This is a genomic window from Sphingomonas oleivorans, assembly GCF_003050615.1.
Classification (GTDB): domain Bacteria; phylum Pseudomonadota; class Alphaproteobacteria; order Sphingomonadales; family Sphingomonadaceae; genus Sphingomonas_H; species Sphingomonas_H oleivorans.
Genome location: NZ_NWBU01000016.1, coordinates 1 through 16958, shown reverse-complemented (window position 1 = coordinate 16958; position 16958 = coordinate 1). Strand labels below are relative to the sequence as shown.

Here is a 16958-nt window from a genome sequence, read left to right as displayed (position 1 = left end):
GAGGGGCGGGATCATCGGGCCATCTCCAGTGCGCGGGGTGCCGGCTGCTCGCCACCGACGATCGCGACGACTTCGACCGGCTTGCCGTCCGGAATCTCCAGGAAGGAAAGGACGGGCACGTCGGGCAGATGGGGGCGCAGCAGCCGGCCCAGCGCGCGGCGGGCGATGGGAGAGGTGACGATGGCGAAACGCATCGCCTGGTTCACCATCGGCGCGGCGGCTTCGGTGACGGCGGTGACGATGCGCTGCGCCAGCGCCGGCTCGAACGGATGCGAGGCGGTCGGCCCCACGCGCACCGCCTGGGCGAGCAGGCTTTCGAGCTGCGCGTCGAGTGTCACCACGGCAAGCGGCATGCGCACGGGCACCAGCGTCTGGACGATCAGCGCGCCGATCCGCGCGCGGATGGCCTCGACCAGCGCCATCGGATCGCTCGTCTCGCGCGCGGCATCGACCATCGCCTCGGCGATGCGGCGGAAATCCTTGAGCGGCACGCCTTCGGCCAAGAGCGCGCGCGCCGCCGCCGCGATCTGGGCGAGGCCGAGCGGCTGGGGGGTGAGCCCCGCGACGAGCTGCGGCGCGCTTTCCTTCAGCGCATCGAGCAGCTTCTGCGCCTCGTCCATGCCGAACAGGTCGGCCGCGGCCCCGGCGATGATCTGGTTGAGATGCGTCGCCAGCACGGTTGCGGGATCGACGACGGTATAGCCCGCCACGATCGCCTCGCCGCGCTTTTCCGGCGCGATCCACACCGCATCCAGCCCGAAGCTCGGATCCTTGACCTGGCGGCCCTCGATCCGGCTCTGCAGATCGCCGCCGTCGAGCGCCAGAAGATCCTCCGGCCAGGCCTCGTCCTCGCCCATCACCACGCCGTTCACCGAGATGCGATAGGCGTTGGGGCCGAGCGCCAGATTGTCGCGCACGCGCACCAGCGGGATGACGAAGCCCAGCTCGCGGCTCAATTGCCGGCGGATGCCCGTGATCCGCGCCATCAGCGGCGCGCCCTTGCGCTCGTCGACCAGCCCGATCAGGCCATAGCCGAGCTCGAGGCTGAGTACTGCGCCATCGGACACTTCGTCCCAGCCGATCGCGCTGGGGGAGGGGGCGGGCGCCGCCTCGATCGCTTCCACCGGCGCCGGGGTCGCGGCCGCCTTGCGCAGCCTCCAGGCGATGAAGCCGGCGATAGCGGCGGCCAGCAGGATGATCATGTGCGGCATGCCCGGCACTATGCCGAGCAGGCCGAGGATCGCTGCCACCGGCGTCCAGGCACGGGCGGAGCCGAACTGGCTGGTGATCTGATTGGAAAGGTCGAGCGGCGAGGAGACGCGCGTCACGATCGCGGCGGCCGCGATCGAGAGCAGCAGCGCGGGCACCTGCGCCACCAGCGCGTCGCCGATCGCAAGCTGGATATAGAGCGATGCCGCCTCGCCGACCGCAAGCCCATGGGAGACGACGCCGAGGACGAGCCCGCCGAGGATGTTGATCGCCAGGATCAGCACGCCCGCGACCGCATCGCCCTTCACGAATTTGGAGGAGCCGTCCATCGATCCGTAGAAATCAGCTTCGGTCGCTACTTCCTGGCGCTTCACCTTGGCCTCGTCCGGTGTCAGCAGCCCGGCATTGAGATCCGCGTCGATCGCCATCTGCTTGCCCGGCAGCGCATCGAGCGTGAAGCGGGCGGAAACCTCGGAGACGCGGCCTGCGCCTTTGGTGATCACCACCAGATTGATGATCATCAATATGCCGAACACGAACAGGCCCACGGCATAGTCGCCGCCGATCAGGAAATGGCCGAACGCCTCGATCACATGGCCCGCGGCATTGGCGCCGGTATGGCCGTCCACCAGCACGACGCGGGTCGACGCGACATTGAGCGCGAGGCGCAGCAGCGTCGCGAAGAGGAGGACGGTGGGGAAGGAGGAGAAATCGAGTGGCTTGGCGGCGTTGAGCGCGACCATCAGCACTGCCAGCGAGATCATGATGTTCAGGATGAAGCCCATGTCGAGCAGGATCGACGGCACCGGTACGATCATCAGCCCGACCAGCATCAGCGTCGCGAGCGGCAGGATCGCGCTCTTGGCCGATCCCATCCACAATTTCCGGTTGATCGCCTGCGTCGCCATCCATCATCCCCGTAGGTTGCAGGGATGATTAAGCAAAGCCCGTGCCAAATTCCGCGATCGTTGCCCCTTGCGAAGGCCGGGACCTATGTCTCTCGCCACGGGCGATGGCGCTGTGAGGAAGGACATAGGCTCTTACCCGCAAGGCACATTCGCATAACCCCCATCGTCATGCCGAACTTGTTTCGGCATCCACCCGTCATCCGCACTGTCGCGCGGGTTTGAGAGTGGATCCTGAAACAAGTTCAGGGTGACGGTGGACTAATGCGAAGACACCCGCCTGCGCAGGGAGGGCTTCAGGGAGTGAGCCGGCCGCCACGTGAATAGGCGCTGGCGGAAGGGTCGCCGCCTGCAAGGCCGATCAGCCGCTCGATCGACCGGCGATTGCGGTCGGCGAGATAGTTGACGCGCGCGCGCGCCGCGTCGGCAAGTTGCAGCGCATGGAGCAGGTGCTGCGCGATTTCGGGCGTCTCGTGCCAGGCGGATATTGCGCGCACATTTTCCACCGCCCGCGCGAAATCGGCGATCGCCGCTTCGAGCGCGGCCGGATCATTGCCGTCGAGCGCCTCGATCAGCGTCGTCTGGCAGTCGATCAACTGGCCGAGCGCGGCTTCGCTCATCTCAGGCAGGCTTGCTCGGCAGGTCGAGGTCCACCATCTTCGAAGCGATCGCCTGGGGATCGATCCTGTAGCTGCCATTGGCGATCGCGGCGCGGATCGCAGCGATCTTGTCGCTGTCGATCGGCGGGCCGGATGCGGCGAGGTCCGCGGCGGGGCTGGAGGTGGCCGCCTTCGCCATGCCATTCCGCGCGGTCGAGACCGGCGTCGTCGGTTCGCCACGCTTGATCCCGTCGCTGCGCAACGGCTCGACGCGCGCGGGGCCGGAGGGGCCGATACCGTTGATCATCTGTCCGTTCCTCTCCAAGCGCGACATGCCAAGTCCCAACTAGCTGTCCGGAATAACGGCACGTTACGGCGTTCCTTAAATCCTACTTGAATCCGGCGACGCGCACGAGTCCGGAATCTACGACTTCGGCATAAATTGGCTGCGATTTGGGATCGACTTTCACGCGAATCCGTGCGCCTCGCGCGCCATCTTCCTGAGCGATCGCCTGAGCACTTACGCTGAAGCTGCCGCTGCCGGCGAAAAGCTCGACCGGATCGCCCCGCCGCACCAGCGCCACCGGCCTCGACTCCGCAGCCGGCGCGGCGGCCGTGGCGGCGCGCATCAGCGGCACGCGGATCCGCCATCCCGCCGTCGGGCAACGCAGCGCCACCGCGCCCAGCAACGGCGGGTCGATCGTCACGGGGGAAGGGCAGGGGGCGAGCTTCATCCGTCGATCGATCGGCGCGATCGGTCCGCCCGGCATGCCGATATCTGCCCCCAGCGCGATCAGCAGCCGCCGTTCGAGCGCGTCCAGATCCTGGAACGGCGCCGCCATGGCTGGCGCGGGCAAGGCGGCCAGCCCCGCGACGATGGTGAAAAGCCTCTTCATCACTGCGCTCCGATCTATTCGGGCGCTTTTTCTTCAAGTTTCATGCCATTCGCGGCTTCGGGCTATTTCCGTGTGATCAGCAGGCGCTGGCCCGAGTGGCTTTCCGCGCCGGACATTAAGGGGATCGCTACCTCAATCTGTGCTTCGGCGAGACCACCGGCCTTGATGGCGCGCGCCACCGCCGCGACCCGCGCAGCCGCCAGTTCCCAGCCGTCGAAACGCCGCGACGCCTGGTCCATGCCCCGGCTTTCGATGCGGATGCCGCCCTGAGCGCGGGCTGCCTCCCGCCCCAGCGCTTCCAGCCGCGCGCGCGCCGCGGGCCTCAGAACCGCCTCGCCCGGCTCGAACAGCTTCATTGCCGCTTCGCTCGTCGGCCCGGGCGCGGACTTGCCGAAGGCCTGGCGCATCCCCTGGGCCAGCCTGCCGCGATCCACCGCCTGCGCCTGGATCAGCACGAAAAAGCCGAGCAGCAGCAGGCAGATATCGGCGAAGCTCAGCGCCCAGCGGGGGGATCGGGCGGCGCTCATGCGGCGATGCGCAGGCTGGACGGCAGCCGATCGAACTCGGCATGGGCGAGAGCGGAAAAACGCTCGATCGCGCGGCTCTGCCAGCCCAGTTCCGTGTCGGACAGGCGTTGCAGCCGGTCGGCGATCGGCCCGGCGATCAGATTGGCAACGATGATGCCGTAAAGCGTCGCGACCAGCGCCATCGCCATGGACGGGCCGATCCGGGCCGCATCCTCCATGTTCGCGAACATGTCGATCAGGCCCAGCACCGTGCCGATCATGCCCATGGCAGGCGCGGCGTCGGCAGTGGCGCGCCACATCGCGATCGCGCCCTCATGCCGCCGCCGGCGTGCCGCCAGCTCCTCCTCCGCCCAGCGGGAAAGTGCTCTCGCCGACGATGCGTCGGACAGGCGGCGGATGGCCTCGCTCAGAAAGGGATCGTCCGTCTCCACCCGGTCGACGCAGGCGATGCTGCGTGCCCGCGCCAGTTCCTCGGCGCGGTTCGTGGCGAGCGTGGCGGCGCGGGCATCCCGGTCGGGCCTGGCGGAGAGGAGGGGGCGGAGTGCAGCCAGCGCGCGGGCGATATCCTCGCCCGTGGAGCGCATCGCCGCCGTTACGGCAGCGCCTCCGATCACCAGCAGCAGCGCCAGCGGATCGAACAGGCGCATGATCGGCCCCAATAAATCCAATGCCATCTGCCGCTCCTTTGCCGTCCCGTCGGTGGCCGGCAGGAAATTGCCGGCACCGGCAAATATTTGCCGCCTTGCCCGCAACGACGGCTGCGCCGCTGCTCGGCATCGGTGCGGAGATCGTTTGGCACGACCCTTGCACCGTTTGCTCGGTCGGGCAGGTGCGATGCCTGCCCGAAGGGGATTACGGCACCGGAAACGGAAGCTTTAGCGAAGGAGATGCGAATGGCAGATGATCCGCTCTTCGGCGTGCATGGCGCCGCGTTGGCGCTCCGCTCGCAGCGCATGGCCTTGCTCGCCTCCAACATCGCCAATGCCGCCACGCCCAATTACAAGGCGCGCGATTTCGATTTCCGGAAGGCGCTGGATGCCGCCACCGCCGGCGGGTCGGTCGATGCCGCGGCCGACGGCGCCCTGGGCTATCGCGTGCCGCTCGAAACCTCGCTCGACGGCAATACGGTGGAGCTCGCCACCGAGCAGAGCCAGTTCGCCGAAAACGCCATCAAATATCGCGCCACCCTCTCTTTTCTCGAAGGCCGCATCTCGACCGTGATGCAGGCGCTGAAGGGCGAATAGACATGGCCAATCCGCTTTCCGTCTACGATATTGCAGGCCGCGCCATGTCCGCGCAGCTCGTGCGGCTCAACACCACCGCGTCGAACCTCGCCAATGCCGGCTCTGTCGCGGGATCGAAGGACGGCGCCTTCCGCGCGCTCAAGCCCGTCTTCAGCTCCGTCACCGACGCGCCCGGCGTCGCCACGGTGAAGGTGACGCAGGTCGTCGCCTCGCAGACCGAGCCCACCCGCCGCCATTCGCCCGATCATCCGCTCGCTGATGCCAATGGCGATGTGTGGGAAGCGGGCGTCGATAGCGCGGCCGAGATGGTCGAGATGCTCGAAACGGCGCGCCAGTATCAGAATAATGTGCAGGTCATGCAGACCGCCAAATCCCTTACCCTCGATACGTTGAGGCTCGGCAAATGACGACCATCTCCAGCGGCGGCAGCGTGATCGACGGCCTCAATGCCGGCGCGAAGCCGTCGAACAGCAACACGCTCGACCAGAACGCCTTCCTCAAGCTAATGACCACCCAGCTCAAGACGCAGGATCCGTTCGAACCGGTCGACAATAGCCAGATGGTCGCCCAGATGGCGCAATTCTCCTCCGTCGCCGGAATTTCGGAGATCAATGCCTCTCTGAAGACGATGGCGGACGATCTCGCCGCGTCGCGCATCGGCGATGCGGCAAGCTGGATCGGCCGCGCCGCGCTCATCGAATCCGATGTCGCAGCACCGCTGTCGAACGGCAGCTATGCCGGCGAGATCGCGTTGCCCAAGGATGCGAGCGCCGTCACGCTCAGCCTCGTCGACGAAAATGGCTCGGTCCATCATACCCAGTCGTTCGGCGCGCAGGCCGCCGGCCCGCTCGCCTTCCACTGGGACGGCAAGGGCACGGATGGCCAGCCGGTGGGCAAGCCCCTCCGGCTGATCGTCACCGCCTCGGCCGCCGAAGGGGGCACGATGGAGGTCGGAACCTCCACCTGGGCCGGCATCGCCGGTGTCCAGTCGCCCGCCAGCGGATCGACCAAGCTCGTCACTGGCCTCGGCCTCATCAATCCCGCCGAGGCGCTTCGCCTTTCCTGATCCCGTCTTTGAATTCCTCCAAGCCACGGAGACCGATATGTCCTTTTACACCTCGCTGTCCGGCCTCAAGGGCGCCCAGACCGATCTTTCGGTGATCTCCAACAATGTCGCCAATGTCGGCACGGTCGGCTTCAAGAAGAGCCGCACCGAATTTGGCGATCTGATCTCCTCCGCGCCGCTCCAGGCGTCGGGCTCGATTGCGGGGCAGGGCACGCGGCTCAAGGGCATCGACCAGCAGTTCACCCAGGGGGCGGCGGAATCGACCGACCGCACGCTCGATCTCATGATCTCCGGCCAGGGCTTCTTCGTCACGCGCGGCGGCGTCACCGGCGGGCAGACGGCCTTCACGCGCAATGGCTCCTTCAACGTCAATGCCGATCGCTATGTCGTCAATTCGACGGGCGGCTATCTGCAGGTCCTGCCCGTGGATGAGGTGGGCAAGGTCACCGCGACCGGGATCGACAGCTCGCGTCCGCTGCAGCTTCCGCTCACCACCGGACAGCCCAAATCCACCACCAAGCTCGATCTTTCGGTCACGCTCCCGTCGAGCGCCGGGCTGCCCGCCTCGAATCCCAAGTTCGACGTGGACAATCCTTACGTCTTCGATCGGCTCGATCCCGATACCTATAATCAGTCGACCGCCACCACCGTGTACGATGCGCAGGGCAATGCGCTTCCCGCGACCATCTATTTCACGCGCACCTCGCTTCCCGATGCCGTCACCGGCGAAAGCAGCTGGGATGCGCGCCTCTTCGTCGGCAATCAGGAGGTGGACTCCAATCGTCTCGACGGCACGTCCGGCCCGCTCGAGCTTCGGTTCGACAGCAATGGCGTGATGATCGTGCCCGATGGCGAGGTATCGTTCGGCAATGTCGACACGCCGCTCGAACTCGATATCAAGTTCGGCGCGACCACGCGCCAGGCGAACGCGCCCTTCACCCGCACCTCGCTCAGCCAGGACGGTTTCTCGGCGGGCAAGCTCGACAATGTCAGCGTCGGTTCGGATGGCCTTGTGATCGCCACCTTCTCGAACGGCTCGACCCAGCCGCTCGGCAAGCTGCTCCTCGCTAATTTCGCCAATCCCGGCGGCTTGCGCCAGCTTGGCGACGCGCGCTGGTCGGTCAGCGGGGAATCAGGCGAGGCGATCGTCGGCGAGGCCAATTCGGACGGCTTCGGCGCGATCCAGTCGGGCTCGCTCGAACGCGCCAATGTCGACATCACCGAGGAGCTGGTCGCGCTCATCTCCGCCCAGCGCAACTTCTCGGCCAATGCCAAGGCGATCGAGACCGCCAACAATATGAACCAGACGATCGTCAATCTGCGCACCTGATCCCCGCGCGAATGGAAGCCTGAAATATGGACCGCCTCATCTACTCCTCGCTTGCGGCGATGCGCGGCGCGATGGCGCGCCAGGCGACGACCGCGAACAATCTGGCGAACGTCAACACGTCCGGCTTCCGGGCGGAAATGGCGGCGGTCCGGCCGCTCTGGATCCAGGGGCAGGGGCTGCAATCGCGCGCGACCACCGCCGAAGAAGTGGTCAATGCCGATATGAAGGAAGGTACGGTCGCGCAGACCGGCCGGGCACTCGACGTGGCGCTCGACGGCGATGCGATGCTTGCGGTGCAGGCGGACAATGGCGACGAGGCCTATACGCGGCGCGGCGACCTCCAGATATCGGACAGCGGCCTGCTCACCACGGGGGACGGCACGCCGGTGCTCAGCGATACCGGCCCGATTACCCTGCCGCCCGTCGATCGCGTATCGGTCGATCGCGACGGCACCATCTGGATCGTGCCGCAGGGCGGGGATGCCAATGCCCCGCAGGCGGCCGACCGGCTGAAGCTGGTGACGCCCGCCGGATCGCGCATCGCCAAGGGGCTGGACGGGCTGTTCCGCGCCGCCGCTGGCGGCACGCTGCCCGCCGATCCCGATGCCCGGCTCACCTCCGAAAGCCTGGAGGGATCGAACGTCAACGCCAGCCAGATGCTGATCGAGATGATCGATGCCAGCCGGGCCTGGGAAACGCAGGTGAAGATGCTCTCGACCGCGCAGGATCTCGATCGGTCCTCCGCCGATCTGATGCGCCTCGACTGAATATAAGGGGAGTGATCCGATGACCAACGCCGCATTGCATGTCGCGCGCACCGGGCTCGATGCCCAGTCCGCCCGGATGCGCGTGATCGCGAACAATCTCGCGAACGTGAACACCACCGGCTTCAAGCGGGATCGCGCGCAGTTCGAAACGCTCGCCTATCAGGCGATGGTCGCGCCCGGCGCGCCGTCCGCCGGGGACAATCGCTTCGCCACGGGCCTTTCGCTCGGCTCCGGCGTGCAGGTGAACGGCACGGCGCGGATCGACACGCAGGGTTCGCTCGCCACAACCGGCAATGCGCTCGACATGGCGATCGAGGGCGCGGGCTATTTCCAGATCGAGATGCCCGACGGTCGCATCGGCTATAGCCGCGACGGCAATTTCAGCCTGTCCGCCGAAGGACAGATCGTCACCGGCGACGGCATGCCGCTGATCCCCGCGATCCAGATCCCGGAGGGCGCCGAATCCGTCACCATCGGCACCGACGGGACCGTCTCTGCCCGCCTCGCCGGCCAGACCGAGACGACCGAGCTCGGCCGGATCGAGACGGCGCGCTTCATCAATTCGGCCGGCCTCCAGGCGATCGGCAACAATCTCCTCGTCGAAACGGCCGCCTCCGGCGCGCCGCAGGTGGGCGCGGCCGGCCTCGATGGGCGCGGCACGATCCGCCAGGGTTCGCTCGAAGGCTCCAACGTCAATGTCGTCGAGGAACTGGTCGACATGATCGAGACGCAGCGCGCCTATGAGATCAACTCCAAGATGATCAAGTCCACCGACGAGATGCTGCAATATGCGAACCAGCAGCTCTAGCCTGGTCTTGGTAGCACTTCTCACCATTGCCGGTCCGGCAATGGCGAAGAAGGAGCGGCCGAGCTACGCCCCCACCTATCCGGAGGAATATCAGCCGGCGGTGCCCGCCAATGGCGCGATCTTCCAGGCGTCGAACGGCTATGCGGAGCTCACCTCCGGCACGCGTGCGGCGATGGTCGGCGACGTCCTCACCATCCTGCTCGTCGAACGCACCCAGGCGCTCAAGAGCAACAGTGCCGCCACCGATCGCAGCGGCAATATCGGTCTCACGCCGCCCAGCGCCGGCCCGCTCTCGCTCTTTGCGCCGGCGGAGGCGGCGATGAGCGGCAGCAGCGGCTTCACCGGCGCGGGCGAGGCCGCCCAGTCGAACCAGTTGAATGGCGAGATCAGCGTCACGGTCACGAAGGTCTTTCCCAACGGCACGATGCTGGTGCGTGGGGAAAAGCTGGTCACGCTCAACCGCGGCGACGAGCATGTCCGCATCTCGGGCCTCGTCCGCCCGGCCGATATCGGCTTCGATAACCGCGTACTTTCCACCCGCGTGGCCGATGCGCGGATCAGCTATTCCGGCACGGGGGAGATTGCACGCGCCAGCCGGCAGGGGTGGCTTAACCGTTTCTTTGCCATTTTGAGTCCTTTCTAGGATATGCTCATGCGCCGCATCCTGGCCGTCATCGCCCTTCTGCTGCTCGCGGCACCGGTTGAGGCCACGCGCATCAAGGATCTCGGCACCTTTCAGGGGCTGCGCACCAACCAGCTCACCGGCTATGGTATCGTCGTCGGTCTCGCCGGCACGGGCGACGACAGCCTCGATTATGCGACGCAGGGAATGAAGGGCGTCGCCTCGCGCTTCGGCTTCAATCTGCCGGCGGGCATCAACCCCGCGCTCAAGAATGCCGCCGCGGTGATGGTGACGGCGAACCTGCCCGCCTTCGTCAAGCCCGGCCAGCCGCTCGATGTCACCGTCTCGGCGCTGGGCAAGGCCAAGTCGCTGCGCGGCGGCACGCTGCTGATGACGCCGCTGCGCGGCGCGGACAATCAGATCTATGCCATGGCGCAGGGCAATCTCGCCGTCGGCGGCCTCGGCATCGAGGCGGCGGATGGATCGAAGGTTTCGGTGAACGTGCCGTCCGCCGGCCGCATCCCGGGCGGCGCCACGGTGGAGCGCGCGGTCGATGCCGGCTTCGCCACCGCGCCCGAGCTGCTCTTCAACCTTGCCGAGGCGGACCTTACCACCGTGCGCCGCGTGGCGGATGCGATCAACCGTTCGGTCGGCCCCGGCCGGGCGCGTGCGATCGATGCCGTCTCGGTCGCCATTGCCGCACCACAGGGCGCTGAAGTGCGCACCGCGCTGATGGGCCAGATCGAAAATCTCGCCGTCGATCCCGCCGATGCGGCCGCGCGCGTGATCGTCAATGCGCGCACCGGCACGATCGTGATTAACGGCGCGGTCCGCATCGCGCCCGCCGCCATCACCCATGGCAAGCTCACCGTGCGCGTCGATGAAAAGCCCATGGTCGTCCAGCCCGCGCCCTTCTCGCGCGGGCAGACCGCCGTCGAGCCGTCCAGCACGATCGACGTGGAGGAGGAGACGCGCCAGATGTTCGCCTTCCAGCCCGGCGCCAGCCTGGCCGAGATCGTCAAGGCGGTGAACGCCATCGGCGCCTCGCCCGCGGATCTCGTCGCCATTCTCGAGGCGCTCAAGCAGGCGGGCGCGATGAAGGCGGAGCTGGTGGTGCTATGACGATCGGTGCCGTCTCCTCTGCCGCCGCCGCGCCTTCCGCCTCGCCGGCCGATGCCGAAAAGCAGAAGCTGCGCGATGTCGCCAAGCAGTTCGAGGCGGTGTTTCTGCGCCAGATGATCGGCTCGATGCGCTCGGCCGGGCTTGGCGACGATATTCTCGGCAGCAGCGCCACCGATCAGTTTCGTGACATGTCGGATGCGCGCACCGCCGAGTCCATGGCCGAAAAGGGCGTGCTCGGAATAGCCGAGATGCTGATCGGCCAGTTTGGCGCGTCCGGAACGGCGGCCGTTCGCGCGACGGTGGAGAGGAAGGAAGGCAAATGACCGATCTTCTCGGAATCGGCCGGTCGGGCGTGACGGCCTATCGCAAGGCGCTGTCCACGGTCGGCGAGAATGTCGCCAATGCCGAGACGCCGGGCTATGCCCGCCGCCTTGCCACGCTGCGCGAGCAGACGGCGGTTTCGACGACGCCGCTTTATCGCCCCTCGACCAGCTTCGGCGGGGTCGACATGGTCGGCGTCGAGCGCGTCTGGAACGATTTCAAGGCCGCCGATGCGCGCACCTCCGCCGCCGATGCCGGCCGCGCCGATGCGCGCGTGCGTTGGCTGACGATCACCGAAAGCGCGCTGGACGATGGCGCCTCGGGCGTCGGTGCGCAGATCGGCGCGGTCTTCAATGCGGCGGATGCGCTCGCTTCCGATCCCAATGGGCAGATGCCGCGGCGCGCGATGCTGCTGGCGATCGACGGGGCCGCCGGCGCGATCCGTACCACAGCCGAACGCCTGTCCACCGCCAGCGATGGCATCGCCGCTGAGGCGCAGACCACGATCGATGCGATCAACGGCGATCTCGCCTCGCTCGCCAAGGTCAATCTCGCGCTGCTGCGCACGGCCGACGGCTCCTCCCCCCGCGCGCAGCTTTCCGATGAGCGGGATCGGCTGCTCGACAAGCTTTCCAACCGCATGGGCCTGGAAGTGACGCTCGGTACGAGCGGCACGGCACGCGTCACGCTCGCCGGCAGCGGCGCGGTGCTGCTCGATGGCGCCCGCCCGGCGGAACTCAGCCTCGTCCGCTCGTCCGACGGGCTGCTCTCGGTCGCCATGGCGGACGGGCAGGGCGGCACCACGCCGGTCTTCCCGATGGACGGCTCGCTCGCAGGATTGATCGACGTCGCGGCGACAGTCGCCGATCGCCGCGCCACGCTCGATTCGATCGCGGGCCAGTTCGCCTCCGCGCTCAATGGCTGGCAGGCGCAGGGCGTGGACAAAAATGGCAATCCGGGCGGCAATCTGCTTACGATCGGCGCGGAAGGCGCGATTTCGCTCATGCCCGCCACGGCCGATCCCGATGCGATCGCGGCCGGGCTCGATGACGGCCCCGCCAATGGCAATCTGCTGACGCTTTCCTCGCTGCGTGGGGAGGGCGGCGTCGAGGCGCGCTGGGCGGCGATGGTGACGGGCCAGGCGCAGTCGCTCGCCTCCGCCAAATCGGAAAGCACCGCCGCCTCGGCGCGTAGCGACAGCGCCTTCGCCGCGCGCGACGAGGCGAGCGGCATCGATCTGGATCGCGAGGCGGCGGATCTGCTCCGTTTCCAGCAGGCCTATAATGGCTCGGCCAAGGTCATCCAGGTCGCGCGCGAGACGCTCCAGTCGATCCTGCAGCTCTTCTGATCGCGCGGGGCCAGGGAAGGGACGGCAAGATGATCATCGGCAATCGTCATCGGCTTTCCGCCGAAATCGCCCGCCAGGCGCAGCTTTCTGCGGATATAGCGCGCGGGCAGATGGAGGTTTCGACCGGCAAGCGCATCCTCGCGCCCTCGGACGATGCCCCCGCCGCCGCGCGCATCGCCGCAATCGCCGCCACCCAGGCCGATCAGAAGGCCTGGGCCGCCAATGCGGAAAGCGCCGCCGCCCAGGCCGCGCAGATCGATACCGCGCTCGCCGGTGTTGCCACCGCCTTCGATCGGGCGAGCGAGCTGATGGTCGCGGCCCGCTCGGCCACGACCAATGCCGAGGGCCGCCGGGCCATCGCGATGGAGCTGCGCGGGCTCGTCACCGACATCCAGACCTATAGGGTCGAGACCGACTCGCGCGGCCAGCCGCTCTTTCCGGACAGCGATCCGCTCCAGATCCCGGTCGGGCCCGAGGTGCGGATCGCCGCCACCGCCTCGCGCGACGAGATATTCGGGACGCTTGCCACGCCTGCCGGGTCGCTCGATCTGGCAGGCATTCTTTCCGCCGCCGCTGATGCGCTGGAGCTGGCCGACGATGCCGCGCGCGAGACGGCGAGCGGCCAGGCGCTCGACGCGATCGGCCAGGCCGTCTCCCATGTCGCCGCGGTGCGCGGCGAGCAGGGCGTGCGCGCCGCGCGGATCGATCTGATGCGCGAGCGGCTCGAAACGGCGGACCTCCGGCTCGAGGATGAACGCAACGGTCTCGAGGCCACCGACATTCCCGCGACGATTGCCCGCATCAATGCGAAGATGCTGTCGCTCGAGGCCGCCCAGGCCAGCTTCGCCCGCATCAACAAGAGCACGCTGTTCGATCTGCTCGGATAAATTGCGGCACCGCTTCTAAAATTCCCCGCCTCCCGGCCGTTAATCCATATGGGAAGGGCCGGCATCCGGATCCGCCTTCCCGGGTAGGCTCGCAAATAGGGGGTAGGCGGATGTTCGCTGCGATCGGTCTGGTCGTGCTTATCGCGATGGTGTTCGGCGGGTTCGCCTTCACCGGCGGCAGTCTGGGTCCCGTTCTCCATGCCATTCCGCATGAGATGCTGATCATCGGCGGTGCCGCGGTCGGCGCGTTGATCGCGGGCAATTCGATGAAGGAGTTGAAGGCGCTCGGCAGCGGCATGGCCAAGGTCTTCAAGGGCCCCAAATATGGCAAGAAGGATTATCTCGATACGATCTTCCTCGTCTCGAAGCTGATGAAGATGCTGCGTACCGACGGCCCCGTCGCGGTCGAGCCGCATATCGAGGATCCGAAGTCGAGCACCATCTTCGCCGAATATCCCAAGCTTCTGAAGGATCAGGCGCTCGTCCATCTCATCACGGACACGCTGCGCCTGGTCGTCATCTCGTCGGGCACGCTTGATCCCCGTGCGGTCGAGGAGGTGATGGATAATGCGCTCAAGACGCATCATCATGACGATATCCGCCCGGCGGACATGCTCCAGAATCTCGCCGATGCGCTGCCCGCGCTCGGCATCGTCGCGGCCGTGCTTGGCGTGGTGAAGACGATGGCCTCGATCGATCAGCCGCCCGCGATATTGGGCGGGATGATCGGCTCGGCGCTGGTCGGCACCTTCCTCGGCGTGCTGCTCGCTTATGGCATCGTAGCGCCCTTCTCCAGCCGCTGCCGCCAGGTGATCGAAAGCGATGCGGCGATTTACGAGGTGGTCAAGCAGATCATCATCGCCTCGCTCCACGGCCATCCGCTGCCGCTCGTGATCGAGGCTGCCCGCTCAGGGATAAGCCATGCGAACCAGCCGGCCTTCGCCGACGTGTTCGATGGCATGCGGAGGCGCTGAGCCATGGCCAAGCCGCCTGCGCCCAAAAGGGGCAAGAACGAACCCGAAATCCAGCCGGTCATCATCGTCAAGAAGATCATTGCCGGTCATGGCGGCCATCATGGCGGCGCGTGGAAGGTCGCCTATGCCGATTTCGTGACGGCGATGATGGCCTTTTTCCTGCTGCTCTGGATCCTGGGCGCGACCAATGAGAAGCAGCGCAAGGGCATCGCCGATTATTTCACGCCGACGCTCGTCGAGATGCGGCAGAAAAGCGCGGGCGCGAGCGGCGCCTTCGGCGGCGATTCGATCATCTCCAAGGAAAATTACGCCAAGCGCGCCTCGCAGACGGGCACCAAGAGCATCACCATCCCCAAGGATGCGACCGGCGGCGAAAAGGAAGGCGCGGCCGACGTCCGCACCCGCGATCGCAAGCGCTTCGTGGCGATGAAGAAGCTGCTCGAACAGCGCATGGCCAAGGATCCGGGGCTGCGCAAGCTGATGAAGGTCGTGCGCTTCACCGAAACGCGCGAGGGCCTGCGCATCGATCTGGTCGACGAGGCGGATTTCTCGATGTTCGCGCTCGGCACCGATCGGCTGCTGCCCGAGGCGCGCCGGCTGATGGGCGAGGTCGCCCGCGTGATCGATGGCATTCCCAATGGCGTGATCGTGCGCGGCCATACCGATGCGCTGCCCTATGCCGCCGACCGCACGAGCAACAATTGGATGCTCTCCACCGCACGCGCGGAGGCGACGCGCCGGGCGCTGGGCGACAATGGCGTGCTCGCCTATCGCTTCGCCCGGATCGAGGGAGTGGCCGATCGCGAGCCCTATGTGCCGGGCGATCGCTATGATCCGCGCAACCGCCGCATGTCGGTGACGCTTACCTGGTCGACGGCCGGACCCGCCGACCAGCCGCTCGCGCCGCAGGCGGTGGCCGATGCGGAAGGGGAGAGGGACGGCAAACCGGGCGCCTAGAGCAACACCCTGCCTGGATTGCATCACCGCGATCAGGCTGAGCGCAGTCAGGTGAGAGGCACCCTAAATGCCGTCGCTCCGGTCTTTGCCGGACCTTCGCATAACCCATATCGTCATGCCGAACTTGTTTCGGCATCCACCCATCATCCGCACCGTCGCGCGGGTTTGAGAGGTGGACCCTGAAACAAGTCAAGGTGGCGGGGATCTTAGGGAAAGGTTCTGCCTGCGCAGGGGCGACGGAATCACGCCAGCGGCGCGGAAGCCAGCATCAGATAAGCGAGCTTCGCATGCTGCGGATCGGGCCGGAGCAGGTCGATCCGGCCCATTTCCCGCATTGCCGCCAGCATCCCGCCGATATCCGCCTCGCCTTCGGTCGGGCCGCCCAGCGCCTCTTCGATATGGGCAAGGCGCGGCTCACCTGCCGGCATTTCGGGCGGCGTGGGGCTCAGCGTCCCCGGCTCGGCGGCGGGCGCGCCATCGTCTCCGATCTTGCGGGCCATCAGCGCATAGACCTGGGCCAGGCTGCGCGCGTCGCCCGTGCGCGTGTAGAAGATTGTCCGGTTGGCGCGCGCTTCCTTGGGAAAGGCCGCCGCCGCCGGGCTGTCGGGCGAGGCATCCGCCGCCTTCAGGAAGCGGGTGGCGCCTTCCAGCCCCAGAAAATGCGCGAAATAAAGGTCGGTGGAGGATGGCTGCCGCCCCAGCGCGCGCGACAGGCCCTCGGCATTGTCGCTGGCGAATTCGCCTGCCATCAGCGCCGCCGGCCCTGCCTGCTCGCGCAACGCGAATACCGCCTCGCGATAGGCGGGATCGACTGTCCAGCGCCCGCCGCGCTGCTCGATCGCGTCCGCCGCCCAGCCCAGGCCATGCTTGGCCCCATGCTGCTTGACCACGCCGAGCCAGCTTTGGTCGATGAACTGATAGAGGCCCGTGGCGGAGGATCCGCTCGCCCGCGCCCGCGGATCGAGCCCGCTCTCGCTTTTTGCCTGGTTGAGTAGATAGGTGAAGTCCACGCCTGTCCGCGCGGCCGCCCGGCCGATTGCCGTCCGGACGTTCTCGTCCCGGTTCTGGAGGCTGGCGGAGGACAGGCGAGGCAGCGACAAGGCGGTTTTCCGGATGCTCGAATATCGCATCCATGCCGTGGGAAGGTTAACGGGAGGCTAAGCCTCCCGTTTTGTCACAGGACGAAGCTGGCTGCGTTGAGCGTGACGGAGGTGTCGATCTGGATATGCAGGTCGGCGATCTTGTCGCCATTGATGTCGGCGAAGATGCCGGTCACGCCCGGCGTGGTGGTATCAAAGCGGACCTGCCCGGCAGCGCTGAAGGCCGACGAGCCGATGAAGCTGAACGCCTGGTTGCCGGACGCCGTGCTGTTGGCG

Annotated in this window: 20 protein-coding genes and 1 pseudogene; 13 read left to right on the top strand and 8 right to left on the bottom strand. The window is 67.0% G+C overall.

Annotated features, from left to right (window positions below; all coding sequences use genetic code 11):
* Positions 1 to 11: 11 nt before the first annotated feature.
* The 6 genes from flhA to CLG96_RS15720 form a co-directional block, all read right to left on the bottom strand.
* Entirely contained in the window at positions 12 to 2117 is a 2106-nt protein-coding gene (flhA, locus tag CLG96_RS15745) for a flagellar biosynthesis protein FlhA (protein WP_107969317.1), read from the bottom strand.
* Positions 2118 to 2410: 293 nt separating this feature from the next.
* Positions 2411 to 2734 carry a hypothetical protein gene (locus tag CLG96_RS15740; RefSeq protein WP_107969315.1) on the bottom strand — a complete coding sequence of 108 codons (324 nt, stop codon included), beginning with the start codon at positions 2732 to 2734 and terminating at the stop codon, positions 2411 to 2413.
* 1 nt (position 2735) lies between these two features.
* Positions 2736 to 3020 carry a flagellar biosynthesis anti-sigma factor FlgM gene (gene flgM / locus CLG96_RS15735; protein WP_165799678.1) on the bottom strand — a complete coding sequence of 95 codons (285 nt, stop codon included), beginning with the start codon at positions 3018 to 3020 and terminating at the stop codon, positions 2736 to 2738.
* Between the two features lie 82 nt (positions 3021 to 3102).
* Entirely contained in the window at positions 3103 to 3609 is a 507-nt protein-coding gene (locus CLG96_RS15730) for a flagella basal body P-ring formation protein FlgA (RefSeq protein ID WP_107969311.1), read from the bottom strand.
* A gap of 62 nt (positions 3610 to 3671) precedes the next feature.
* Positions 3672 to 4136, bottom strand: coding sequence for an OmpA family protein (locus CLG96_RS15725; RefSeq protein WP_107969309.1), 465 nt, complete (start codon positions 4134 to 4136; stop codon positions 3672 to 3674).
* Positions 4133 to 4810, bottom strand: coding sequence for a motility protein A (locus CLG96_RS15720; RefSeq protein ID WP_107969546.1), 678 nt, complete (start codon positions 4808 to 4810; stop codon positions 4133 to 4135). The genes CLG96_RS15725 and CLG96_RS15720 overlap by 4 nt, the downstream gene beginning before the upstream one ends.
* A gap of 219 nt (positions 4811 to 5029) precedes the next feature.
* On the opposite strand from CLG96_RS15720, the gene flgB reads away from it, so the two are divergent.
* The 13 genes from flgB to CLG96_RS15655 all read left to right on the top strand — a co-directional run bounded on the left by flgB (position 5030) and on the right by CLG96_RS15655 (position 15582).
* Positions 5030 to 5380 carry a flagellar basal body rod protein FlgB gene (gene flgB, locus CLG96_RS15715; protein ID WP_107969307.1) on the top strand — a complete coding sequence of 117 codons (351 nt, stop codon included), beginning with the start codon at positions 5030 to 5032 and terminating at the stop codon, positions 5378 to 5380.
* A gap of 2 nt (positions 5381 to 5382) precedes the next feature.
* A complete protein-coding gene (gene flgC, locus CLG96_RS15710; protein ID WP_107969305.1) occupies positions 5383 to 5787 on the top strand; it encodes a flagellar basal body rod protein FlgC in 405 nt (134 codons plus the stop codon).
* A complete protein-coding gene (locus tag CLG96_RS15705) occupies positions 5784 to 6446 on the top strand; it encodes a flagellar hook assembly protein FlgD (protein ID WP_107969303.1) in 663 nt (220 codons plus the stop codon). The genes flgC and CLG96_RS15705 overlap by 4 nt, the downstream gene beginning before the upstream one ends.
* A gap of 37 nt (positions 6447 to 6483) precedes the next feature.
* Positions 6484 to 7776, top strand: a complete 1293-nt coding sequence (locus tag CLG96_RS15700) for a flagellar hook protein FlgE (RefSeq protein ID WP_107969301.1) — start codon at positions 6484 to 6486, stop codon at positions 7774 to 7776.
* Between the two features lie 26 nt (positions 7777 to 7802).
* Positions 7803 to 8543 carry a flagellar basal body rod protein FlgF gene (locus CLG96_RS15695; protein ID WP_107969300.1) on the top strand — a complete coding sequence of 247 codons (741 nt, stop codon included), beginning with the start codon at positions 7803 to 7805 and terminating at the stop codon, positions 8541 to 8543.
* 19 nt (positions 8544 to 8562) lie between these two features.
* Complete coding sequence (flgG, locus tag CLG96_RS15690) at positions 8563 to 9351, top strand: flagellar basal-body rod protein FlgG (RefSeq protein ID WP_107969298.1); 789 nt, start codon at positions 8563 to 8565, stop codon at positions 9349 to 9351.
* On the top strand, positions 9332 to 9994 hold the full coding sequence (locus CLG96_RS15685; RefSeq protein WP_107969296.1) for a flagellar basal body L-ring protein FlgH: 663 nt from the start codon (positions 9332 to 9334) through the stop codon (positions 9992 to 9994). The genes flgG and CLG96_RS15685 overlap by 20 nt, the downstream gene beginning before the upstream one ends.
* A gap of 3 nt (positions 9995 to 9997) precedes the next feature.
* Positions 9998 to 11095: a flagellar basal body P-ring protein FlgI gene (locus CLG96_RS15680; protein ID WP_423828208.1), complete on the top strand. Its 1098-nt coding sequence runs from the start codon at positions 9998 to 10000 to the stop codon at positions 11093 to 11095.
* The gene (locus tag CLG96_RS15675; RefSeq protein ID WP_107969293.1) at positions 11092 to 11418 is read left to right on the top strand and encodes a rod-binding protein; all 327 of its coding nucleotides are present in this window, start codon (positions 11092 to 11094) and stop codon (positions 11416 to 11418) included. Before CLG96_RS15680 ends, CLG96_RS15675 begins: the two co-directional genes overlap by 4 nt.
* A complete protein-coding gene (gene flgK / locus CLG96_RS15670) occupies positions 11415 to 12764 on the top strand; it encodes a flagellar hook-associated protein FlgK (RefSeq protein ID WP_107969291.1) in 1350 nt (449 codons plus the stop codon). Before CLG96_RS15675 ends, flgK begins: the two co-directional genes overlap by 4 nt.
* 29 nt (positions 12765 to 12793) lie before the next feature.
* Positions 12794 to 13651 carry a flagellin gene (locus CLG96_RS15665; RefSeq protein ID WP_107969289.1) on the top strand — a complete coding sequence of 286 codons (858 nt, stop codon included), beginning with the start codon at positions 12794 to 12796 and terminating at the stop codon, positions 13649 to 13651.
* A 110-nt stretch (positions 13652 to 13761) separates the two neighbouring features.
* Positions 13762 to 14625, top strand: coding sequence for a flagellar motor stator protein MotA (gene motA / locus CLG96_RS15660; protein ID WP_107969287.1), 864 nt, complete (start codon positions 13762 to 13764; stop codon positions 14623 to 14625).
* Positions 14626 to 14628: 3 nt separating this feature from the next.
* Entirely contained in the window at positions 14629 to 15582 is a 954-nt protein-coding gene (locus CLG96_RS15655) for a flagellar motor protein MotB (protein ID WP_107969286.1), read from the top strand.
* A 242-nt stretch (positions 15583 to 15824) separates the two neighbouring features.
* Here the strand turns inward: CLG96_RS15655 and CLG96_RS15650 are convergent, their stop codons facing one another.
* Together CLG96_RS15650 and CLG96_RS18845 are read right to left on the bottom strand one after the other, a co-directional pair.
* The gene (locus tag CLG96_RS15650) at positions 15825 to 16682 is read right to left on the bottom strand and encodes a lytic transglycosylase domain-containing protein (RefSeq protein ID WP_243395821.1); all 858 of its coding nucleotides are present in this window, start codon (positions 16680 to 16682) and stop codon (positions 15825 to 15827) included.
* A gap of 74 nt (positions 16683 to 16756) precedes the next feature.
* A pseudogene (locus tag CLG96_RS18845) lies at positions 16757 to 16958 on the bottom strand (calcium-binding protein); the annotation flags it as partial.

Bases quoted from the DNA above. Each gene is read 5' to 3' on its own strand.
- flhA (WP_107969317.1), bottom strand. From the start codon at position 2,117: ATGGCGACGCAGGCGATCAACCGGAAATTGTGGATGGGATCGGCCAAG.
- CLG96_RS15740 (WP_107969315.1), bottom strand. From the start codon at position 2,734: ATGAGCGAAGCCGCGCTCGGCCAGTTGATCGACTGCCAGACGACGCTG.
- flgM (WP_165799678.1), bottom strand. From the start codon at position 3,020: ATGATCAACGGTATCGGCCCCTCCGGCCCCGCGCGCGTCGAGCCGTTG.
- CLG96_RS15730 (WP_107969311.1), bottom strand. From the start codon at position 3,609: ATGAAGAGGCTTTTCACCATCGTCGCGGGGCTGGCCGCCTTGCCCGCG.
- CLG96_RS15725 (WP_107969309.1), bottom strand. From the start codon at position 4,136: ATGAGCGCCGCCCGATCCCCCCGCTGGGCGCTGAGCTTCGCCGATATC.
- CLG96_RS15720 (WP_107969546.1), bottom strand. From the start codon at position 4,810: ATGGCATTGGATTTATTGGGGCCGATCATGCGCCTGTTCGATCCGCTG.
- flgB (WP_107969307.1), top strand. From the start codon at position 5,030: ATGGCAGATGATCCGCTCTTCGGCGTGCATGGCGCCGCGTTGGCGCTC.
- flgC (WP_107969305.1), top strand. From the start codon at position 5,383: ATGGCCAATCCGCTTTCCGTCTACGATATTGCAGGCCGCGCCATGTCC.
- CLG96_RS15705 (WP_107969303.1), top strand. From the start codon at position 5,784: ATGACGACCATCTCCAGCGGCGGCAGCGTGATCGACGGCCTCAATGCC.
- CLG96_RS15700 (WP_107969301.1), top strand. From the start codon at position 6,484: ATGTCCTTTTACACCTCGCTGTCCGGCCTCAAGGGCGCCCAGACCGAT.
- CLG96_RS15695 (WP_107969300.1), top strand. From the start codon at position 7,803: ATGGACCGCCTCATCTACTCCTCGCTTGCGGCGATGCGCGGCGCGATG.
- flgG (WP_107969298.1), top strand. From the start codon at position 8,563: ATGACCAACGCCGCATTGCATGTCGCGCGCACCGGGCTCGATGCCCAG.
- CLG96_RS15685 (WP_107969296.1), top strand. From the start codon at position 9,332: ATGCGAACCAGCAGCTCTAGCCTGGTCTTGGTAGCACTTCTCACCATT.
- CLG96_RS15680 (WP_423828208.1), top strand. From the start codon at position 9,998: ATGCTCATGCGCCGCATCCTGGCCGTCATCGCCCTTCTGCTGCTCGCG.
- CLG96_RS15675 (WP_107969293.1), top strand. From the start codon at position 11,092: ATGACGATCGGTGCCGTCTCCTCTGCCGCCGCCGCGCCTTCCGCCTCG.
- flgK (WP_107969291.1), top strand. From the start codon at position 11,415: ATGACCGATCTTCTCGGAATCGGCCGGTCGGGCGTGACGGCCTATCGC.
- CLG96_RS15665 (WP_107969289.1), top strand. From the start codon at position 12,794: ATGATCATCGGCAATCGTCATCGGCTTTCCGCCGAAATCGCCCGCCAG.
- motA (WP_107969287.1), top strand. From the start codon at position 13,762: ATGTTCGCTGCGATCGGTCTGGTCGTGCTTATCGCGATGGTGTTCGGC.
- CLG96_RS15655 (WP_107969286.1), top strand. From the start codon at position 14,629: ATGGCCAAGCCGCCTGCGCCCAAAAGGGGCAAGAACGAACCCGAAATC.